This is a genomic window from Inquilinus ginsengisoli, assembly GCF_031453975.1.
GTDB classification, from domain to species: domain Bacteria; phylum Pseudomonadota; class Alphaproteobacteria; order DSM-16000; family Inquilinaceae; genus Inquilinus; species Inquilinus ginsengisoli_A.
This window is the reverse complement of the sequence record NZ_JAVDPW010000004.1, coordinates 190277-206041: the sequence shown is the minus strand read 5'-3', so window position 1 is coordinate 206041 and position 15765 is coordinate 190277. Positions and strand designations below refer to the sequence as shown.

The 15765-nt window shown below is 66.4% G+C and carries 14 protein-coding genes; 9 read left to right on the top strand and 5 right to left on the bottom strand.

Going from position 1 to position 15765, the window contains the following annotated elements:
• The 5 genes from E9232_RS12460 to E9232_RS12440 are packed head-to-tail and all read left to right on the top strand — an operon-like array spanning position 1 to position 7688.
• A complete protein-coding gene (locus E9232_RS12460; RefSeq protein WP_309794383.1) occupies positions 1-666 on the top strand; it encodes a hypothetical protein in 666 nt (221 codons plus the stop codon).
• The gene (locus E9232_RS12455; protein ID WP_309794382.1) at positions 666-1271 is read left to right on the top strand and encodes a hypothetical protein; all 606 of its coding nucleotides are present in this window, start codon (positions 666-668) and stop codon (positions 1269-1271) included. Before E9232_RS12460 ends, E9232_RS12455 begins: the two co-directional genes overlap by 1 nt.
• The gene (locus tag E9232_RS12450) at positions 1256-1654 is read left to right on the top strand and encodes a DUF6950 family protein (protein WP_309794381.1); all 399 of its coding nucleotides are present in this window, start codon (positions 1256-1258) and stop codon (positions 1652-1654) included. The genes E9232_RS12455 and E9232_RS12450 overlap by 16 nt, the downstream gene beginning before the upstream one ends.
• Positions 1655-1658: 4 nt before the next feature.
• Positions 1659-4853 carry a phage tail protein gene (locus tag E9232_RS12445; RefSeq protein WP_309794380.1) on the top strand — a complete coding sequence of 1065 codons (3195 nt, stop codon included), beginning with the start codon at positions 1659-1661 and terminating at the stop codon, positions 4851-4853.
• Positions 4854-4892: 39 nt separating this feature from the next.
• Positions 4893-7688, top strand: coding sequence for a hypothetical protein (locus tag E9232_RS12440; RefSeq protein WP_309794379.1), 2796 nt, complete (start codon positions 4893-4895; stop codon positions 7686-7688).
• Here E9232_RS12440 and E9232_RS12435 read toward each other — a convergent pair.
• The 4 genes from E9232_RS12435 to E9232_RS12420 form a co-directional block, all read right to left on the bottom strand.
• Positions 7657-8787: an acyltransferase family protein gene (locus E9232_RS12435; RefSeq protein WP_309794378.1), complete on the bottom strand. Its 1131-nt coding sequence runs from the start codon at positions 8785-8787 to the stop codon at positions 7657-7659. The two genes, E9232_RS12440 and E9232_RS12435, sit on opposite strands and share 32 nt — an antisense overlap.
• Before the next feature lie 37 nt (positions 8788-8824).
• Positions 8825-10156 carry a hypothetical protein gene (locus E9232_RS12430; RefSeq protein ID WP_309794377.1) on the bottom strand — a complete coding sequence of 444 codons (1332 nt, stop codon included), beginning with the start codon at positions 10154-10156 and terminating at the stop codon, positions 8825-8827.
• 67 nt (positions 10157-10223) lie between these two features.
• Entirely contained in the window at positions 10224-11348 is a 1125-nt protein-coding gene (locus E9232_RS12425; protein WP_309794376.1) for an acyltransferase family protein, read from the bottom strand.
• 11 nt (positions 11349-11359) lie between these two features.
• Entirely contained in the window at positions 11360-12136 is a 777-nt protein-coding gene (locus tag E9232_RS12420; protein ID WP_309794374.1) for a class I SAM-dependent methyltransferase, read from the bottom strand.
• Between the two features lie 134 nt (positions 12137-12270).
• On the opposite strand from E9232_RS12420, the gene E9232_RS12415 reads away from it, so the two are divergent.
• From E9232_RS12415 to E9232_RS12405, 3 genes are all read left to right on the top strand, one after another.
• On the top strand, positions 12271-12591 hold the full coding sequence (locus E9232_RS12415) for a hypothetical protein (RefSeq protein ID WP_309794373.1): 321 nt from the start codon (positions 12271-12273) through the stop codon (positions 12589-12591).
• Between the two features lie 92 nt (positions 12592-12683).
• On the top strand, positions 12684-13361 hold the full coding sequence (locus tag E9232_RS12410) for a structural protein (RefSeq protein WP_309794371.1): 678 nt from the start codon (positions 12684-12686) through the stop codon (positions 13359-13361).
• The gene (locus E9232_RS12405) at positions 13358-13618 is read left to right on the top strand and encodes a hypothetical protein (RefSeq protein WP_309794369.1); all 261 of its coding nucleotides are present in this window, start codon (positions 13358-13360) and stop codon (positions 13616-13618) included. The genes E9232_RS12410 and E9232_RS12405 overlap by 4 nt, the downstream gene beginning before the upstream one ends.
• A gap of 209 nt (positions 13619-13827) precedes the next feature.
• Here E9232_RS12405 and E9232_RS12400 read toward each other — a convergent pair whose 3' ends face one another.
• Positions 13828-14691, bottom strand: a complete 864-nt coding sequence (locus E9232_RS12400) for a pirin family protein (RefSeq protein WP_309794368.1) — start codon at positions 14689-14691, stop codon at positions 13828-13830.
• 123 nt (positions 14692-14814) lie between these two features.
• On the opposite strand from E9232_RS12400, the gene E9232_RS12395 reads away from it, so the two are divergent.
• Positions 14815-15765, top strand: coding sequence for a LysR family transcriptional regulator (locus E9232_RS12395; protein ID WP_309794366.1), 951 nt, complete (start codon positions 14815-14817; stop codon positions 15763-15765).

Here is a 15765-nt window from a genome sequence, read left to right as displayed (position 1 = left end):
GTGATCATCTACGACTGGCCCAGCATCCTCGTCGCCAATGCCGAGACGTTCCGGATCGACGCCAGGACGCGCTCCGGCGGCGAGACGATCCAGGGGCGCGAGCAGGCGGTCTCGTCCGGCTTGGGCCGATGGATCGCGCGCCTGACCGTGCCGCTGCACACCCCGGCGAAGATCCGGGCGGCGCGGGCGCTCCTGGCGAAGCTCGACGGCCGGGCCAACGCCGTGCGGGTCGGGCCCTGTGACTGCCGGAACGGGAACCAGATCATCCCGCTGATTGGCGGCATTCCGTATAGCGACAAGACCTCCCACACCGACGGCTCCCGCTTCCAGCAGGGCGGAACGCCGCCGGTGGTCGCAGCGGATGCGGCGGCAGGCGCCTACCAGGTCCAGGTCGACGTCGGCGCCACGATGGTCCCGGTGCTGGACGGGACCTTCGTCGGCCTGGGCGGCTATCTCTACGTCATCACCGGGGCCACGCCGCTGCCGGGCGAGGAGGCGCTGCTCGACATCCGACCGCGGCTGCGCACGCCGCTGGACGCGGATGATCCGGTCGAGTGGTGCCATGCCCGGCTGCCCATGCGGCTCATGACGGACGACAGCGGCGCATTCGAACTGCAACTGGCCCGCACCGGCAACGCGACATTCGATCTGGTCGAGGTCTTCTGATGCCCCTGTTTCCAGACTCCTCCGAGGCCCAGGCCAAGGGCCAGCATGTCGTCTGCGCCTTCTTCGTGCTGTTCGCCTTCAAGAGCCAGCCCATCCGGGTGTGGGAGGGGGATGGCGAGATCGTGCGCGGCGGCCAGACCTGGCAGGGGATCGGCCACCGCCAGGACGGCCAGGGCAACCCGCTGCAGTCGATCGATGGTCTGGAGCAGGCGATCAACGGCACCGCGCCGCAGCTCAGCCTCACGCTTTCCGGCGTCGATGCCCGTGTCGTCGCGGCGGCGAAGAAGGATGCGGCCGCGGACGAGATCGAAGGCCAGCCGATCACCATCTGGCTCGGCTTCTACGATGCCACTATGCCGGGCCTGGTCGAGCTCGACGGGCTGATCCCGATCGGCACCTGGATCATGCAGAAGCCCAGCTTCACCGCGACCGGACCGATCCAGCGCACGATCGCGTTGCCGGCCGAGACCCTGTTCGCCCAGCGTAGCCGGGCGCCGTTCGGGTTGCTGACCGATCGCGACCAGCAGCGCCGCTTTCCCGGCGACAAGGCGCTGGAGTTCGTCCCGAAGATGGTGGACCGGACGGTGACATGGCCTCGCTTCTGACCGACCTCGCCGCCCACATCCGGCATGGCGACGCGACGCCGTTCGAGCTCGGCGTGATGGACTGCTCGCTTTGGGCGGCCGATTGGGTGCGCATCTGCACCGGCCGGGACCTCGCCGCCGGCTGGCGCGGACAGTACAGCACCCGGCGCGAGTATATGCGCCTGCTGCTGTGCGACGGCGGGCTTGTCCGTGTCACCGCCCGGGCAATGCAGGCGATCGGGGCGACTCTGGTCGCGCCGGCCGAGGCGCAGCCCGGCGACATCGGCATCGTGATGACCACCGACGGCCCGGCGCTCGCTGTCCGCGGGCCGAGGGACTGGCTCGCCAAGATCGGCGACAAGCTCGCCGTATGCCCCGCCTGCTCATTCGCCTGGAGGATCTGACCGCATGGCCAAGGCCCTCCCCATCGTGCTCGGCCTGGCGGCGATCGTCGCCACCGGCGGGGCCGCCATCCCGGCCATTGCCGGCATCGCCGGAACCATAGCCATTGGCAGCGCCAGCATCAGTGTCCTCGGCGTGATCGGCGTCGGCCTGTCCATTGCCGGCACGCTGGCCGGCACCCTGCTGGCGCCGCAGCCGCCCAAGCCGAAGTTCGAAGACGGCAGCCAGAGCATCAAGCAGGCTGTGCCGGCCCGCACCCGCTGCTATGGCGAATACCGGCTGGCCGGCGCTTTCATCTTCTACAGCGACAACGATGGGGGCGGGCTCGACACGTTGGTCTGCCATGCCGCGCATGAGTGCGAGGCGGTGGTGGAGCACTGGCTGGCGGATGACGTCGTCGAGGTGCGCGAAGACAATGGCGGCGTCACCACCGATCCCTATTCAAAGTTCCGCGCCGGCACCAATAGCTCGGTCTATATCCACACCTATCTCGGGACCCCGGACCAGACGATCACCCTGCCAGCTGCCGCGGCCGAGTGGACGGTGCCGGCTCATCGGGGCCGCGGCCTGTGCTGTACCTATGTCGGGTACAGCGACCTGAAGCCGGAGCAGCAGTCGGAGGTCTTCCCCAGCGGACCGCCCGCCTATCGCGCCACGCTGAAGGGCGCCAAGATCTACGACCCCCGCGAGGAAGGGCCCGATCCCGACGATCAGCATATCGATGATGAAGAGAGCTGGGCTTGGTCCGACAACGCCGCGCTGGTGCTGCTCGACTATCTCACGCGGACCGAGGCCGGCGTGCCGGTCGGGTTCGGCCTGGACATCCACAAGTACATCGACCTCGCCAGCTTCGCCGCGGCGGCCACCGTCTGCGACCAGCTGATCCCGCTGAAGGATCCCTTGAAGCCGGCCGAGAAGCGGTGGCGCAGCTGCGGCGCCTATGACCTGACCGAGGATCGCAAGTCGGTGCTGTCCGACCTGCTCGACGCCTGCGGCGGCCGGCTGACGCAGGGGCCGGACGGCAAGATCGGACTGTCGGTCGGCGCGCCCAACCCGGTCGCCGGGGTGACGGTCAACGATGACCAGATCCTGGAATACGACTTCTCGACTGGGACCGCGGCGATCACGCGCATCAATGAGGTGCGCGCCACCTATGTCTCGAAGGCGCAGAACTGGGCCGAGACCGAAGCCGGGATCCAGATGGACCAGGATTCGATCGACCGCAACGGCACCGAGAGCAGCGGGATCAAGCTGCGCTTCGTGCCGACCGACGGCCAGGCGCAGCGGGTCGCGCGGTACACGCTGAAGCACGGCAACCCGGAATGGGCGGGCAAGGTGCGCGGCACCCTGGCGCTGCTCGACGCCTGGGGCGAACGCTGGATCAGGCTGCAAATCTCCGAGCTCGAGATTGACCAGGTGTTCGAGATCACCGGCATGCGGATCGACCGCACCACCATGACGGTCGAGATGGACGTCACCAGCTATGACGGCTGGTGGGACTGGACCGCGGCGACGGATGAGCAGGACAGCGCACCGGTGCCGGTCGGGCCGCCAGTGACGCCGGCCACCCCGGCGCCGACCGGCGTGACCTCGACGGTGATGCACCGGCAGTACGACGCGCAGACGCTGATCGCCACGGCCGTGATCGCCTGGGCCGCGCCGCCCAGCGCGTCCTTCGTCGCCGAAGGCCGTTGGCGGAAGGCGGGCGGGGCCTGGCAGTCGGCCGGCGTCATCCCCGACACCAACACCTTCGAGACGCCGCCGATCGAGGATGGCCAGAACTATGAGGCCGGGGTCCGCTTCAAGGGGCCGCGCGGGACGTCCTCGAGCTGGACCGCGGCGCCGCCCTTCACCGCGGTGGCGGATCCAGCATCGCCCGGGCTGCCGACCGGATTGACGGCGCAGGCTGCGGTTCCCGGCGTCGCCAATGTCACGGTCACCGCCACCGCGCCCAACTCGCCGCGCCATGCCGCGCTGCGGTTCTTCCGCAGCGGCACCACCAGCTTCGTCGGAGCCACGCAGCTGGGGAGCCCGCTCTATGGCGCCGCCGGCGCGCCACAGACCTATGTCGACACGCCCGGCGTCGGCGACTGGTACTATTTCGCGACGGCGGCCAATTGGTCGGACGTGCAGAGCGCGCCGGCCGGGCCGCAGCTGGCCGAGCTCGCGCCGGCGGCGCCGGCGATCACCAGCCCGTCGGGCCCGCTCACGACCTACGACACCAGGCCGCCTATCTCCGGCACGTCGATGCCCGGCGCGGCGATCAAACTGTTCGCCAATGCGGTGCAGGTCGGCACTGGTACGGCCAACGGCTCCGGCGTCTGGACCGTGACGCCGACCACGCCGCTCGGCCTGGGCATCAACAACGTCACGGCGACGCAGACCGTGGCGGGCAACGAAAGCCTGCCGTCCGGCCTGCGCGCCGTGACGGTCAACGCGATCGACGCCGACGCCTGGGCGTACATCGTCGCGATGACGGTGGCGCCTACCTTCGCCAGGCAGACCCTGATCAACACGCTGTTCCTGGCGCTGAAGACGGCCGGGGTGTGGGCGGTTCTCGATTGCCTGTACCTGCTGGCGGCGCATGACGCCCAGGCGGCGCGGCTGAACGCCAAGGCGCCGGCCAGCTTCGCGCTGGCCGCCACCAGCAGCCCGGTCTTCACGGCCGACCACGGCTACAAGGGAACCGGCGTCGGCTCGACCGCCGGCGGCTACCTGACCAGCACCTTCGTGCCGTCGACCGCCGGCGGCCAGTGGGCGCTCAACAGCGCGCATATGGGCGTGTGGGTGCGAACGGCGGCGACCACGTCGAGTTCGCTACAATCAGCGGAGATCGGCACCGCCGGCGCCTTCATCTACACGAAGGATGCTGTGTCAGGGAACGTCCGCACCGGCTTGAACGACGGCACAGTCAGCACCACCGCGGCTGGCGCGACTGCGGGCCTGGGCCACTTCTGCCTCTCGCGCACGGCCTCGACCGGATACGCCAAGTATCATGATGGCGTCGCGCAGGTCGCGGCCGTCGTCACGTCAACGGCGCTGCCAGCCGCCGCGGTCACCGTCCTGCGCGCCAATTCCGCATCCTACAGCGACGCCGAGGTCTGCGCCGCGCATTGGGGCGCCGGCCTGACCGCGGCCCAGGAACTCGACCTCTACAACGCGATCCACGCCTACTTGCAGGGCGTCGGCGCCGTTCTCTAGGCCCACGGGCCTCAACCGAAAATCCGATGGGGTGAAGTCATGGCCGTGAAGACCAATGACGAGATCTGGGCTGATTTCAATCCGGACGGCTCGGTGCATGAGCCGGCCAAGCAGGACATCCGCAGGAAGCTCAACGCCGTCGAGGCACTGGCGACAGCGGCCGGCGTGGGCGCGGCGCACTATCCGACCAAGGCGGCGATGGACGCCGACCTTTCACAGCCGGATGGCACGATCGGGGTGATCTATTCCGACCCGGTCGACGCCAACAACTATCCGAGCGCATGGTTTTGGAACGATGCCGGCAACGTGTGGGTGCTGGGCGTCGATCGCATCGGCAACATGGAGAACCGGGTTGCGCAGTCGACGGGCGGCGTCGACGGGCTGTACCGCTCGACCGGCACGGCACGGCCCATCGCATGGCTGGATAAGTCCAGCTACGAGGTGATCTACCCGGTGGCGCTGACGCTTCCGGATACGCGGTTCACGGCCACGCCGGACGCGACCGGCCTGACCATCGCCGCGACCGGCTTGATGCCTGGCATTCAGCCGATCGGCATCAAGATCAAGCACAACCTGCTGCCGGGCGATAGCATCACCTTCCGGGCGAAATTCACCGCGGGCACCCTGACCACTGGCTCCGGCTTTTGGATCGGCACCGACCCGGCGACGACCGGCCCGATCTCGAACGATGCCCGCGAGACCGTCTACCGCAACGGCGGGTTACTGTATGCTCTGGCGAACGGCATCAGCGCCGACGGGTCGCGCGAAGCCCTGGCGCCGAATTTCAACAACCTGCCCGGTCCGGCGCTAATCGTCGGGACAGTGGTCGACTACATGGTCGACGTGCTGTCGGACCGGAAGCAGCAGATCCGCATCATCCAGGATGGCCTCCAGATCTCGGTGGACACGGTCGCTGACGTCACGCCTAACGGCTCCATCATCATTGGCGCCAACCTCGCCGCCAACCAGACGGTGTTCATTTCGGAGGTGACCAGGCGACCGACACCCAGCACCGTCCTCTATGTCCATTCCGGCGTCGGCTCCTCCGGGGACGGCACGCGGGGCGCCCCGTTGAAGTCGCTGACCGACATCCCGAAGGCGATGGTCGATCTGGGTTTGGTCGGAAAGCCGATCCGGGTCAAATGCTTGACCGATAACGTCTATCCCTACTTCCAGTTCAAGGAGAGCCTTTCGCCGCGCTGGGACGTCGATGGCCTGCCCGGTGGCAACACGGCCTTCCTTGGCTTCAACTCCGGCGAGGTCCCCGTCTTCACGTTGGTCCCGGGCACCGGGGGATTGGTCTTCACCACGCCGACTATGCTAGGCCCCCAGCTCCGCAGCGCTTCGAACCAGCCCTTCATTCTCAATTTAGCTTGGAACCCGCGGCCTTGGTACACGATGACCAACAAGGCACTGAAGTCCGTCCCCACGGCGAACGGCGGGGTCGACATGGTTGGACGCACGGATGGAGCTTTCGCCAACGTCAGTGGCCAGCTCATCATACGGCTGCCGGATGGCCTGCCCAGCCCGAACCCGAACGACTATCCGCTGCCGATCGATCCGCTCAATCCGACCGGCCCGAAGTACGCCATTCTGGTCTCGCGGGTGACGAATGTCCTGGCAGTCACGGAAGGCAGCCCTGAGGTCAACTTCAACAACATCACCCTGCGCTGGGCATCAGGCGCTCTGTTCGCTGGCGGCGCTGGCTTCGGCAAGTTCACGAATTGCAAGTTCGAGTGGTCCGGATACAACGCCCCGGGCGTCGAGTTGCAGAACGGGCAATATGAATTTGTGGGGTGCGAGTGGAATTTCACCGACGGGGATTGCCTCGGCCGCGCGCCTCGGATCGATATGCCATATCAGATAGGATCGACGATGGTCACTCGGCTGACCGACTGCAAGCTCTCCCGCACCGGCATGCAGGAAGCGCCGCTGGGATCCGGGTTCTTCCTGGGAGGCGATGGCTTTTCGGTGCACCTATTCGACGATGGCACCAAGCGCCGCCATGTCGTCTATATGACCAACGTCCACATCCACGACACCTGGAAGTGCGGCTACGTCGGCAGCGCCGACTATCTGATGGCGTCTGGCCTGCTCATCGAACGCTGCGGTACTGAGCAGTTCTCTCTGTTCGCCGACACCAACCCCTCGGCGGCAGGCCGCACCATGCGCAACATCGTCAACGGCTTCCGGTTCGACCCGCAGGGCGTCGGCCTGACCGGCGTGCGCAGCATTGCCACCGACGGCATGGCGCTGTGCGAAACCGTTCTCGACAACGGATGGATCGGAACGCCGCAGCCGCTGGGCTATGAGATCGAGGTCACCGCCACCGCGCTGGACGGCCAGACCCGCGATCCTTCGAAGAACATCATCCGCTACACCAACGTGACCACGGAGCGCGATGCCGGTTCGGTGGCGAGGAACGGCGACGGCCTAGCGAAGGGCATGCTCACCTTTTCCGGCAACCCGGCGAACGGGGATACATGCACGATCGGCCCGACGGTCTACACCTTCAACACCGTGCTCGGCGGCGCCAATTCAATCAAGATCGGCGGCAGTGCCCTGAAAACTCGCAACAACCTGATCGCCGCCATCATGGCGGACCAGCTGCAGATCGGGGAGAACTACGGCGCCGGCACGGTGGTTCACCCGACCGTTATCGCCCTGGCCGCAGGCAACAACATGCGCCTGTATGCCAAGGCCAGCGGGACCGGCGGCAACGCCATCGTGGCCACCGAGGTCTCGACGGCCCTGTCATTCGGCGCTGGCACCCTGGCGGGCGGGGCTGCGCCACAGGGCACGTTCACTCCGGTGACGGCGCACAAGCTGCTGTGACCGTCGGCTGCTGCCGCGGAGGCGCATTCCGGCGCCCTCGGGGCAGCATCAGCTTGCGGGCGATTCCGAGCAGGGGGCGCTCGATCACGGCATAGGCGACCAGGCTACCGACGACCACGACGGGGAAGACCACGCCGAGGGTGAATGCGGGCCCTGGCGTGAAGCCCAGCTTGGCCCAGATCGTCGTCATCACGCCGATGATGAAGGTGTGGCAGAGGTACATCGTATAGGAGGCATCTCCGATCTGCCGAAGGAACCGGACGATCAAGTTGTTCGGCGTCGGAAGAGAGAGGAATACAAAGACCGAGAGCACGGCCGGGATCCCCCAAAAGAGAAACCGCACCTGCTGCTGGTCATAGCCTGCGGCGAGCGGCGCCAGCGCCCCGGAGCCGAGGCCCCAGACGATGGCGATCAGGGCCACAGCTGCCGCGGCCGCGGCCTGCGGAGTGACCCATCCGCGCCGATAGACGACATGGAGAGCCATGCCGGCGGCGAACTCCAGAATGATGGTGTCGCTCAGGAAGTCGACGATGGCCGCGCCGCTGCCGAAGATGGCGGGCAGGGCGAGGAGGGCGGCGAATATCAGGAGCGTGGCGCCGATGCGGGCCGCGGCGCTAAGGCTGATGAGCGCGGCGAAGACGATGTAGAAAAGCATCTCGTAATGCAGGGTCCAACCCTGGGCCAGAAGCGGCTGGATCTTGCCATCAACCGGATGATGGTAGGGGATGAAGAACAGGGACTTCAGCACCAGTTCCGGTGTGAGGGTGGTCCATCGCAGGATGGACGGGGCGATGATCGCCGCGGCCACCAGCAGCAGCGTGTAGAACCAGTAGATCGGCACCACGCGCGCGATGCGGCTGGCCAGGAATTCGGATCGGCGAGGCTTTTTCTCGGCCACCAACATCATGATGAAGCCGCTGAGAACGAAGAAAATATCGACGCCAGTAGACAGTAATTCCGTCCAACCGAACAAGGGGAAGCCTGCTGAAGGATCGGCTAATGTCGTCGCGGAATAGTTGTTGTGGCCGATCACGATCATCGATGCGGCAAAGCCGCGAAGTATCTGGAGTGAAACGATATTGCCGGATTGCTTTTTCATGTCTATCACGCAACTTAAATGCATTCAGGAGAAGGGCCTAGCCGGGGGCCGCGTATGCAGGCCGCGGCCCGGTAGCAGCGAGAGATCGCCGCGGCCGGCGACGTAACATGACAGATCCAAGCCAGAATGCGGCGAAGGCAGAGGTGTAAAAAATACCGTAAGCGGCGAGGATTCCGTTGATCGCGACGCACATGATGATCTGCATGGTGAAGGCGATGTAGAGCGAGAGTGCGCCGATGTCGCCGCGCAGCACACAGCGCCTCGTCCATGAGATCGCAGCGCCGAGCAAGAATCCGGATATCGGGACGAGCGGCCCAAAGTCTATGTAGAATGGCCCGAACAAAGTCGTATACACCCCGAGCCTCGGGGGCAGATTGAGCACGCTAGGATCGTACGGGACGCCCCATAACGCAGCGCTGGCGCGGCCGAATACATTGAAGGTGTAGGCGCCCCATTGATCCGCGCCGCTGTAGTGCTCAATCTGATAGACGAACTCAGGGACTCCATGCACATAATATTGCGAAAATGTTGTAAAGATGAAGATGGTGTTCCGCCACACCTCTGATGCACTCGCCGTCAGCCGATAATACTCGCTGGTCACGGGCGCGAGCTTGGTGAACGACGAGAGCTTCATGACGCCTTCGGGCTTCAACCCAACCTGGGTCAGGCGCTCCAGGAATATCAGGCCGCCGAGATACACCAGCACTAGGCCCCCGATGACGCAGGTCCAGACGATCAGCTTTGAGGTGCGGGGGAAGATGGTCATCCGGGCGATGAACAGCATGCCGAGGCTCATCATCATCATCGATCGTGACCCGATGATGATGGTCAGGGCCGGCCACAGCAGCGCCAGCCCCAGGCTCTGCCATGCCTTGCCGACCTTGTCCCCGTTGCGCCGTGCCACGGCATAGATGATGTAGGGCGTCAGGCTGAACGGCACCAGCAGGGTCGACGCCATGGACATGGCGCTTGAGCCGGCGCTCTCGATCTTTTCCCGGTTCTCCAGGAAGTCCATGTCGATCTGCAGGCCCCGGAGCAGGATCCAGTCGCCCAGCCGCATCAGGATGCCCAAGGCGCCGAGAATGAACGCGATCCGGTAGAGGCTGCGGAGCATCCGGCGCCGCTCTTCCGGGTCCATGGTGATGGTGGGGACCGAACGGGGCTCGAACAGGGCCAGGCCCGCCAGAAGGGCGGCGAAGCTGATTCCGAGCAGGAGATAGGGATACAGTTGGTCCGACCGGTAGATGCTGATCGGCGCCAGGGCGAGGATGACGGCCCACAGCGCGCCCATCAGCAGGATCGTCCTGATGGGCGTGAAGCTCCGCGGATTGATCAGGCTGAACTGGGCCTGCTGGGAGATATTGGTCATCACGCCATCGCCTTGAAATGCCGGCGGCATCATAGAGCCCGGCGCGGCCGCTGCAACGGTATCGGTCCTACGCGGTTCGCGCGTTCCGGATCGTCATGCCATAGACGGCGCGGCGCGCCGGCACTTCGATCCAGCGATAGGTCAGGGAGGAGACGCCGATCACCACCGCGAGGACGGCCACGAACATGGCCGCCGCCTCGAGGTCGGTCAGCATCCGGCCGTGCATCAGGCGGCTCACCACGAAGCTGGTGACCACACAGATCAGTCGGTGCACCAGGTAGATCGAGTAGGACCATTCGCCCAGCAGCCGCAGCGGGCGGGGGGAGAGGAAGGCCGTATCCTTCCGCCGAACCGCGATGGCGTAGATCAGCAGCGAGAAGGCGACGACGGGATAGGTGTCGTTCAGGCCGAGATGCATCGCCAGGATCGCGGCGGCCAGGATCGCGGCGATGAACAGCTGGGACCCGATCACGGGAATGGCCGGCGTGGCTCGCACGAGATCGGCGCCGGACAAGCGCCCGATGCAGAGGCCGATGGTGAATTCCATCGCGCATCGCAGCAGCGGATAGTTCGAGTTGTTCCAGAGCTGGACGTCCGGGGCGATGAACAGGCACCAGACGCCGATTCCCGCCAGCAGGATGACGGCGGCGGCGGCGGAGAAGGCGCGGCTCTGGCGCAGCACGATGAAGGCCAGCACCGGGAAGAAGATGTTCACGAACCACTCGGCGCTGATCGACCAGGCCGGCGAGTTCCAGCCGAAGCCGTGCGGCACCCAGGCCTGCATCAGGAAGATGGACAGCACGAAGTTCTCCACCGTGTTCGGCGGGGCGAAGGCGGAGCTTCCTGTGCTCAGGTAGATGCGTGACAGCTCGTAGGGCAGGAAGAGCGCGAGCATGAAGAGGTGCAGCGGGAAGAGGCGCCCGATGCGCCGGACCAGGAAGGTCTTCCAGTCCCGCAGGTTGATGCGGGTCGAGAACTCTCCGGCATAGGAGATGAACAGCACGAAGCCGCTGAGAACAAAGAAGAAATCGACGAACAGGTACGATTTGGCGATGAACTGCGTCCCCGTGTTGAAGACCGAGTCCGCCGCGATGAGGGCCTGGTTGTTGAGGTCGAGCCACAGATGCATGGCGGCGACCGACAGCGCCGCTACGCCGCGCAGGGACGTCAGGTCGTCAAATCGGAGTTTCATCGCGCGGAGTCTCAGTTGGAATCGCCAGCCATGTTCTGCGGCAGGACATCTATACCAGGCTCTTTGCGGCCGAAAGTGAGCATTCCTGTGTTGGCGGTGTGGTTGAACAGTTTCGTGCCGAACCGGCCGACGTCGTTCTGCATGAAGATCATCCCGACCCTGGACAGGTCGTACTTGTTCATCTCCATGATCGGTTCGCTGAACGGCCGGCGGCGCGACAGGTTGTAGGCCCAGTGCAGCGGGGGAATGCGGTACCGGGCCCAGTTGAGGCGCCGACGGAGATCCCGGGTGTCGCCGACGGTGAAATGGATGGCGAACGATCCGCCGGGCCGCAGCAGCTTCAGCAGCTTGTCGATGATCTGGTAGCCCTGCTCCGGGCGGATGTGCTGCAGGACGACGAAGGTGTTGACGAAGTCGAAGGTGCCGGCCTCGCCGGACAACTGGTCGAGGGACGTGAGCAGGCGCGGCGCATTGCCCGTCACATTCTGCTTCGCCAAGGCGAGTTGGTCTTGGGAGACGTCGACCCCGACGATGGCGTCGAACCTGTCGGCGAGTTGGAGCAGAAGGCGGCCCGCGCCACAGCCGAAATCCAGCGCCTTGGTCCGGCCTTCCGGCAGGGCGTCGTATCGCTTCAACTGGTCGAACACCAAGTCCATGTGGACCTTGCCGGTCTCGAAGAAGCGTTCGCGCCAGCGCGTTTCGAACTCCTTCGTCTCGATCCCGACGATTCCGAAATAGGGGTTCTGCGCGCCCCACTTCTGCCATTGGCGATCAGTCGACGAGACCATAGAGCCCCTCCCTGAAACGTCCTTGAATATGGTCGGGATGGTCCGGGGATACGCCGAACGAGTCAAGCCTGCCGCCTCTGGCGGGCTTTTTCATGCCTGACGGCCGCGCAGGAGCCGTCAACAAGGAGAATTCTATGGCCGACCCCGTCGCGCCCGATCCCGGGCCCCTTGCGCTGCTCGCTCCCCTGATTGGCCCGGTGCTATCCGCCGGCATCGGCGTCTTCATGCGGCATGCCCATGACGCCGTTACCGGCAAGCCGTTCTCGCTCCGGCGCTTGGTCTTCGAAATTCCCAGCATGCTTGGATTCGGCGTCATGGGCGGTGCCGTTGGATCCTATCTCGGTGCGCCGGAGATCGTGCAGTGGGGGGTTGCGACGCTGCTTGGTTCTCTCGGAACTCAGGGCGTGGATGCGGTGATTGCTCGCTATCTCCGTGGCAAGACGGGTGGCGGATGAGGTCTGCCGCAACAGCCGTCCCCGGCCGATCGGGGACAATTTCGATCAAATCGCCCCGCCACGTGCGGGGCTTTCGGTTTCAGGAGGGGCGCATGCAGGCAAAGACGCGCGGTGAGCGGAACAACAATCCGGGCAACATCGAACGCATCGCCGCCAACAAATGGCAGGGCAGGCTATCGGATGCCGAGTACCGGACGACCCGCGAGTCCCGAGACAATGCCGGCCGGTTTGAGGTGTTCTCAGCTGTCGAATGGGGCATCCGCGCGCTGGCCGCGTTGCTGATCGCCTATCAGGACCGGCACGGGCTGCGCACCATTCGCGGCCTGATGGGCCGCTGGGCGCCAGGCCAGGAGAACGATACCTCCGCTTATGTCGACCATGTCGCCCGGCTCACAGGTTTCGGGGCCGACACGCTGCTCGACCTGCATTCGTATGAGCACCTCGCGCCATTGGTGCGAGCTGTCATCACCCATGAGAACGGCCGCAACGGCTATGCCAACGCGACGATCGATGAGGGGTTGTTCCGCGCCGGGGTAAAGCCGCCGGGGAAGGCCGTGGTCAATCACATCGCGGACCGGGCCAAGACGACGGTGACGGTGGCGGCCGGCGGCACGGCGGTGATTAGCGCTGCGGTGACCGCGTTGCAGCAGATCGCACCGGCGGTGCCGATCCTGCACGATCTGGCCGGCCTGCCGGTGATCGCGCTCGCTGCCGTTGGCGTCATTGCTGCCGCCGGACTCCTGATTTGGTTGGCGACCCGGCGGCGATGATGATCGGTCTTATCGCCGGACTGCTCGGCTCGACCATCGGCCGCTGGCTGGCGGTCGGCACGCTGGCCGCCGCCATCCTCACCCTCGTCGTCTGGCGCGTCTTCTCGGCGGGCAAAGCCAGCGTCGCGGCGCTGCAGACCCAGGAGACCCTGACCCATGTGCTCGATGTCGTCCGCCGCGACCAGGCTCTGCGTTCTCTGTCTCCTGGCGCTCGTCGCCGCTGGCTGCGCGAATACGCCGAGCGCCGGGGCGACTGACAGCGTCTGCTTGGTGATGGCAGAGCCGCCGATCACCGAAGCCTGGGTCGACGGTGCCGACCAGGCCTGGATCGATTGGCTGGCGCCGATCGTCGATTACGGGCGGCGACGCTGCGGCTGGCGGTGAGGGGAGGGGGTGGCAGTGGCCCCGCAAAAAAGGGGTGGAGGCCTGCAGGCCTCCACCCCTCTTGTCACGATCAGGTACTTGCTCAGAACCGACCGGCGCGGAAATCCTCGATCGCCTCGACGATCTGCGCCTCGGTGTTCATGACGAAGGGCCCGTATTTCGCCACCGGCTCACGCAGCGGCTTGCCGGCAACGATCAGGAACCGGGCCGGGCCGGCCTTGGCCGCCGCCCGCACACCGTCGCCGGCCCCCAGCACGCCCAGCGTGCCGCGCTCCAACATCTCGCCGCCGATCTCCGCCGCGCCCTGATAGGCATAGGCGAAGCCGGCATGGCCTTCGGGCAGTGGCACATCGATCGCGGCCCCGGCCTCCAGATGCACATCGAGATAGATGGGCTCGGTGGTGCCGCCCTCGACCGCGCCGTCGGTACCGTTGAAGCGGCCAGCGATGACGCGGACGGTCGCGCCGGGACCTGCGGCGACCTCGGGGACCGCGTCGGCCGGGATGTCCTGGTAGCGCGGCGCCGTCATCTTCTCGCCCGCAGGCAGGTTGACCCAGAGCTGGAAGCCCCACATCAGGCCGTTCTCCTGCTCCGGCATCTCGGAATGGACAATCCCGCTGCCGGCCGTCATCCACTGCACGCTGCCGGGGCCGAGCAGGCCGACATTGCCTTTGTTGTCGCCATGGCGCATCCGGCCAGCCAGCATGTAGGTCACGGTCTCGAAGCCGCGATGCGGGTGGTCCGGGAAGCCGGCCAGGTAATCGGCGGTATCGTCGGACCGGAATTCGTCCAGCATCAGGAAGGGGTCGAGATCCGGCAGGCCGGGTTGGCCGATCACGCGGGTCAGCTTGACCCCGGCGCCCTCGCTGGTCGCGCGGCCCCGCAGGGTGCGGGCCAGGCTGCGTGGCCTGGCCAGGTGGCCGGTCGTCGTGGTGGTGGTTGCCATCATCATCTCCGTTCGCGGGCACCGGTCGGGCCGGTGCGGTTTCGCTCTGCCCCCAAGATCGGGATTGCCGGGCATGACGGGAATGCTGCTTTCCTCGAAACCGCCGTTCGATATGATCGAACGATGAGATATCGGCTCGACGACATCGCCACCTTCCTGCAGGTGGTCGACAGTGGCAGCATCAGCGCCGCGGCCCGGCGGCTCAACCTGTCGAAATCGGTGGTCAGCAAGCGCATCACCGATCTCGAGGCCGGGCTAGGCGGGGGCCTGCTGCAGCGGTCCACCCGCCGGGTGCTGCCGACCGAGCGCGGCCTGGTCTTCTATGAGCGCGGGCGCAGCATCTTGCGCCAGCTCGACGAGGCGGCGGCGGAGGTGGCGGAGAACGACGGCGACCTGCGCGGAGCCCTGCGCGTGGCCGCGCCGATGAGCTTCGGCACGCTCTATCTCGGTCCGGTGCTGTTCGACTTCGCCGGCCGGCATCCGCGGCTGGCGCTGGCGCTCGACCTCGACGACCGCATGGTCGACCTTGTGGGGGAGGGGTACGACGTCGCCATCCGCATCACCCGGCCGCGCGATTCGGCGCTGATCGCCCGCCGGCTGGCCGCCAGCCGCCGCATCGTCTGTGCCAGCCCCAGTTATGCCGCCACAGTCGGGCTGCCGCGCAGCCTGACGGAACTGCCGCAGCATGAGGCGATCGGCTATGCCGGGGCGCCATCGGCTTGGCTGTGGCAGTTCGCGCCCTTCGCTGCGGGCGGGCCGCCGCGCACCGTGGCGATGCGCAGCCGGGTCACCGTCAACAACGGCGAGGCCGCCCGCGACGCCGCCATCGCCGGGCTGGGCCTGGCCGTGCTGCCGACCTTCATTGTCGCCGACGCGCTGCGCGACGGCCGGCTGATCCCGGTGCCGTTGGACGCCGAGCCGGTGGCCGATGTGATCCACGCCCTGTATCCCCAGACCCGGCATCTGTCGCGCCGGGTGCGGGCGCTGGTCGATCATCTGGCCGCGGGCTGCACCGACCCGGCGCCATGGGAGCGGGACCTGTCGTTCGCTCCGGTCGAACGCGGCGTTTCCTGA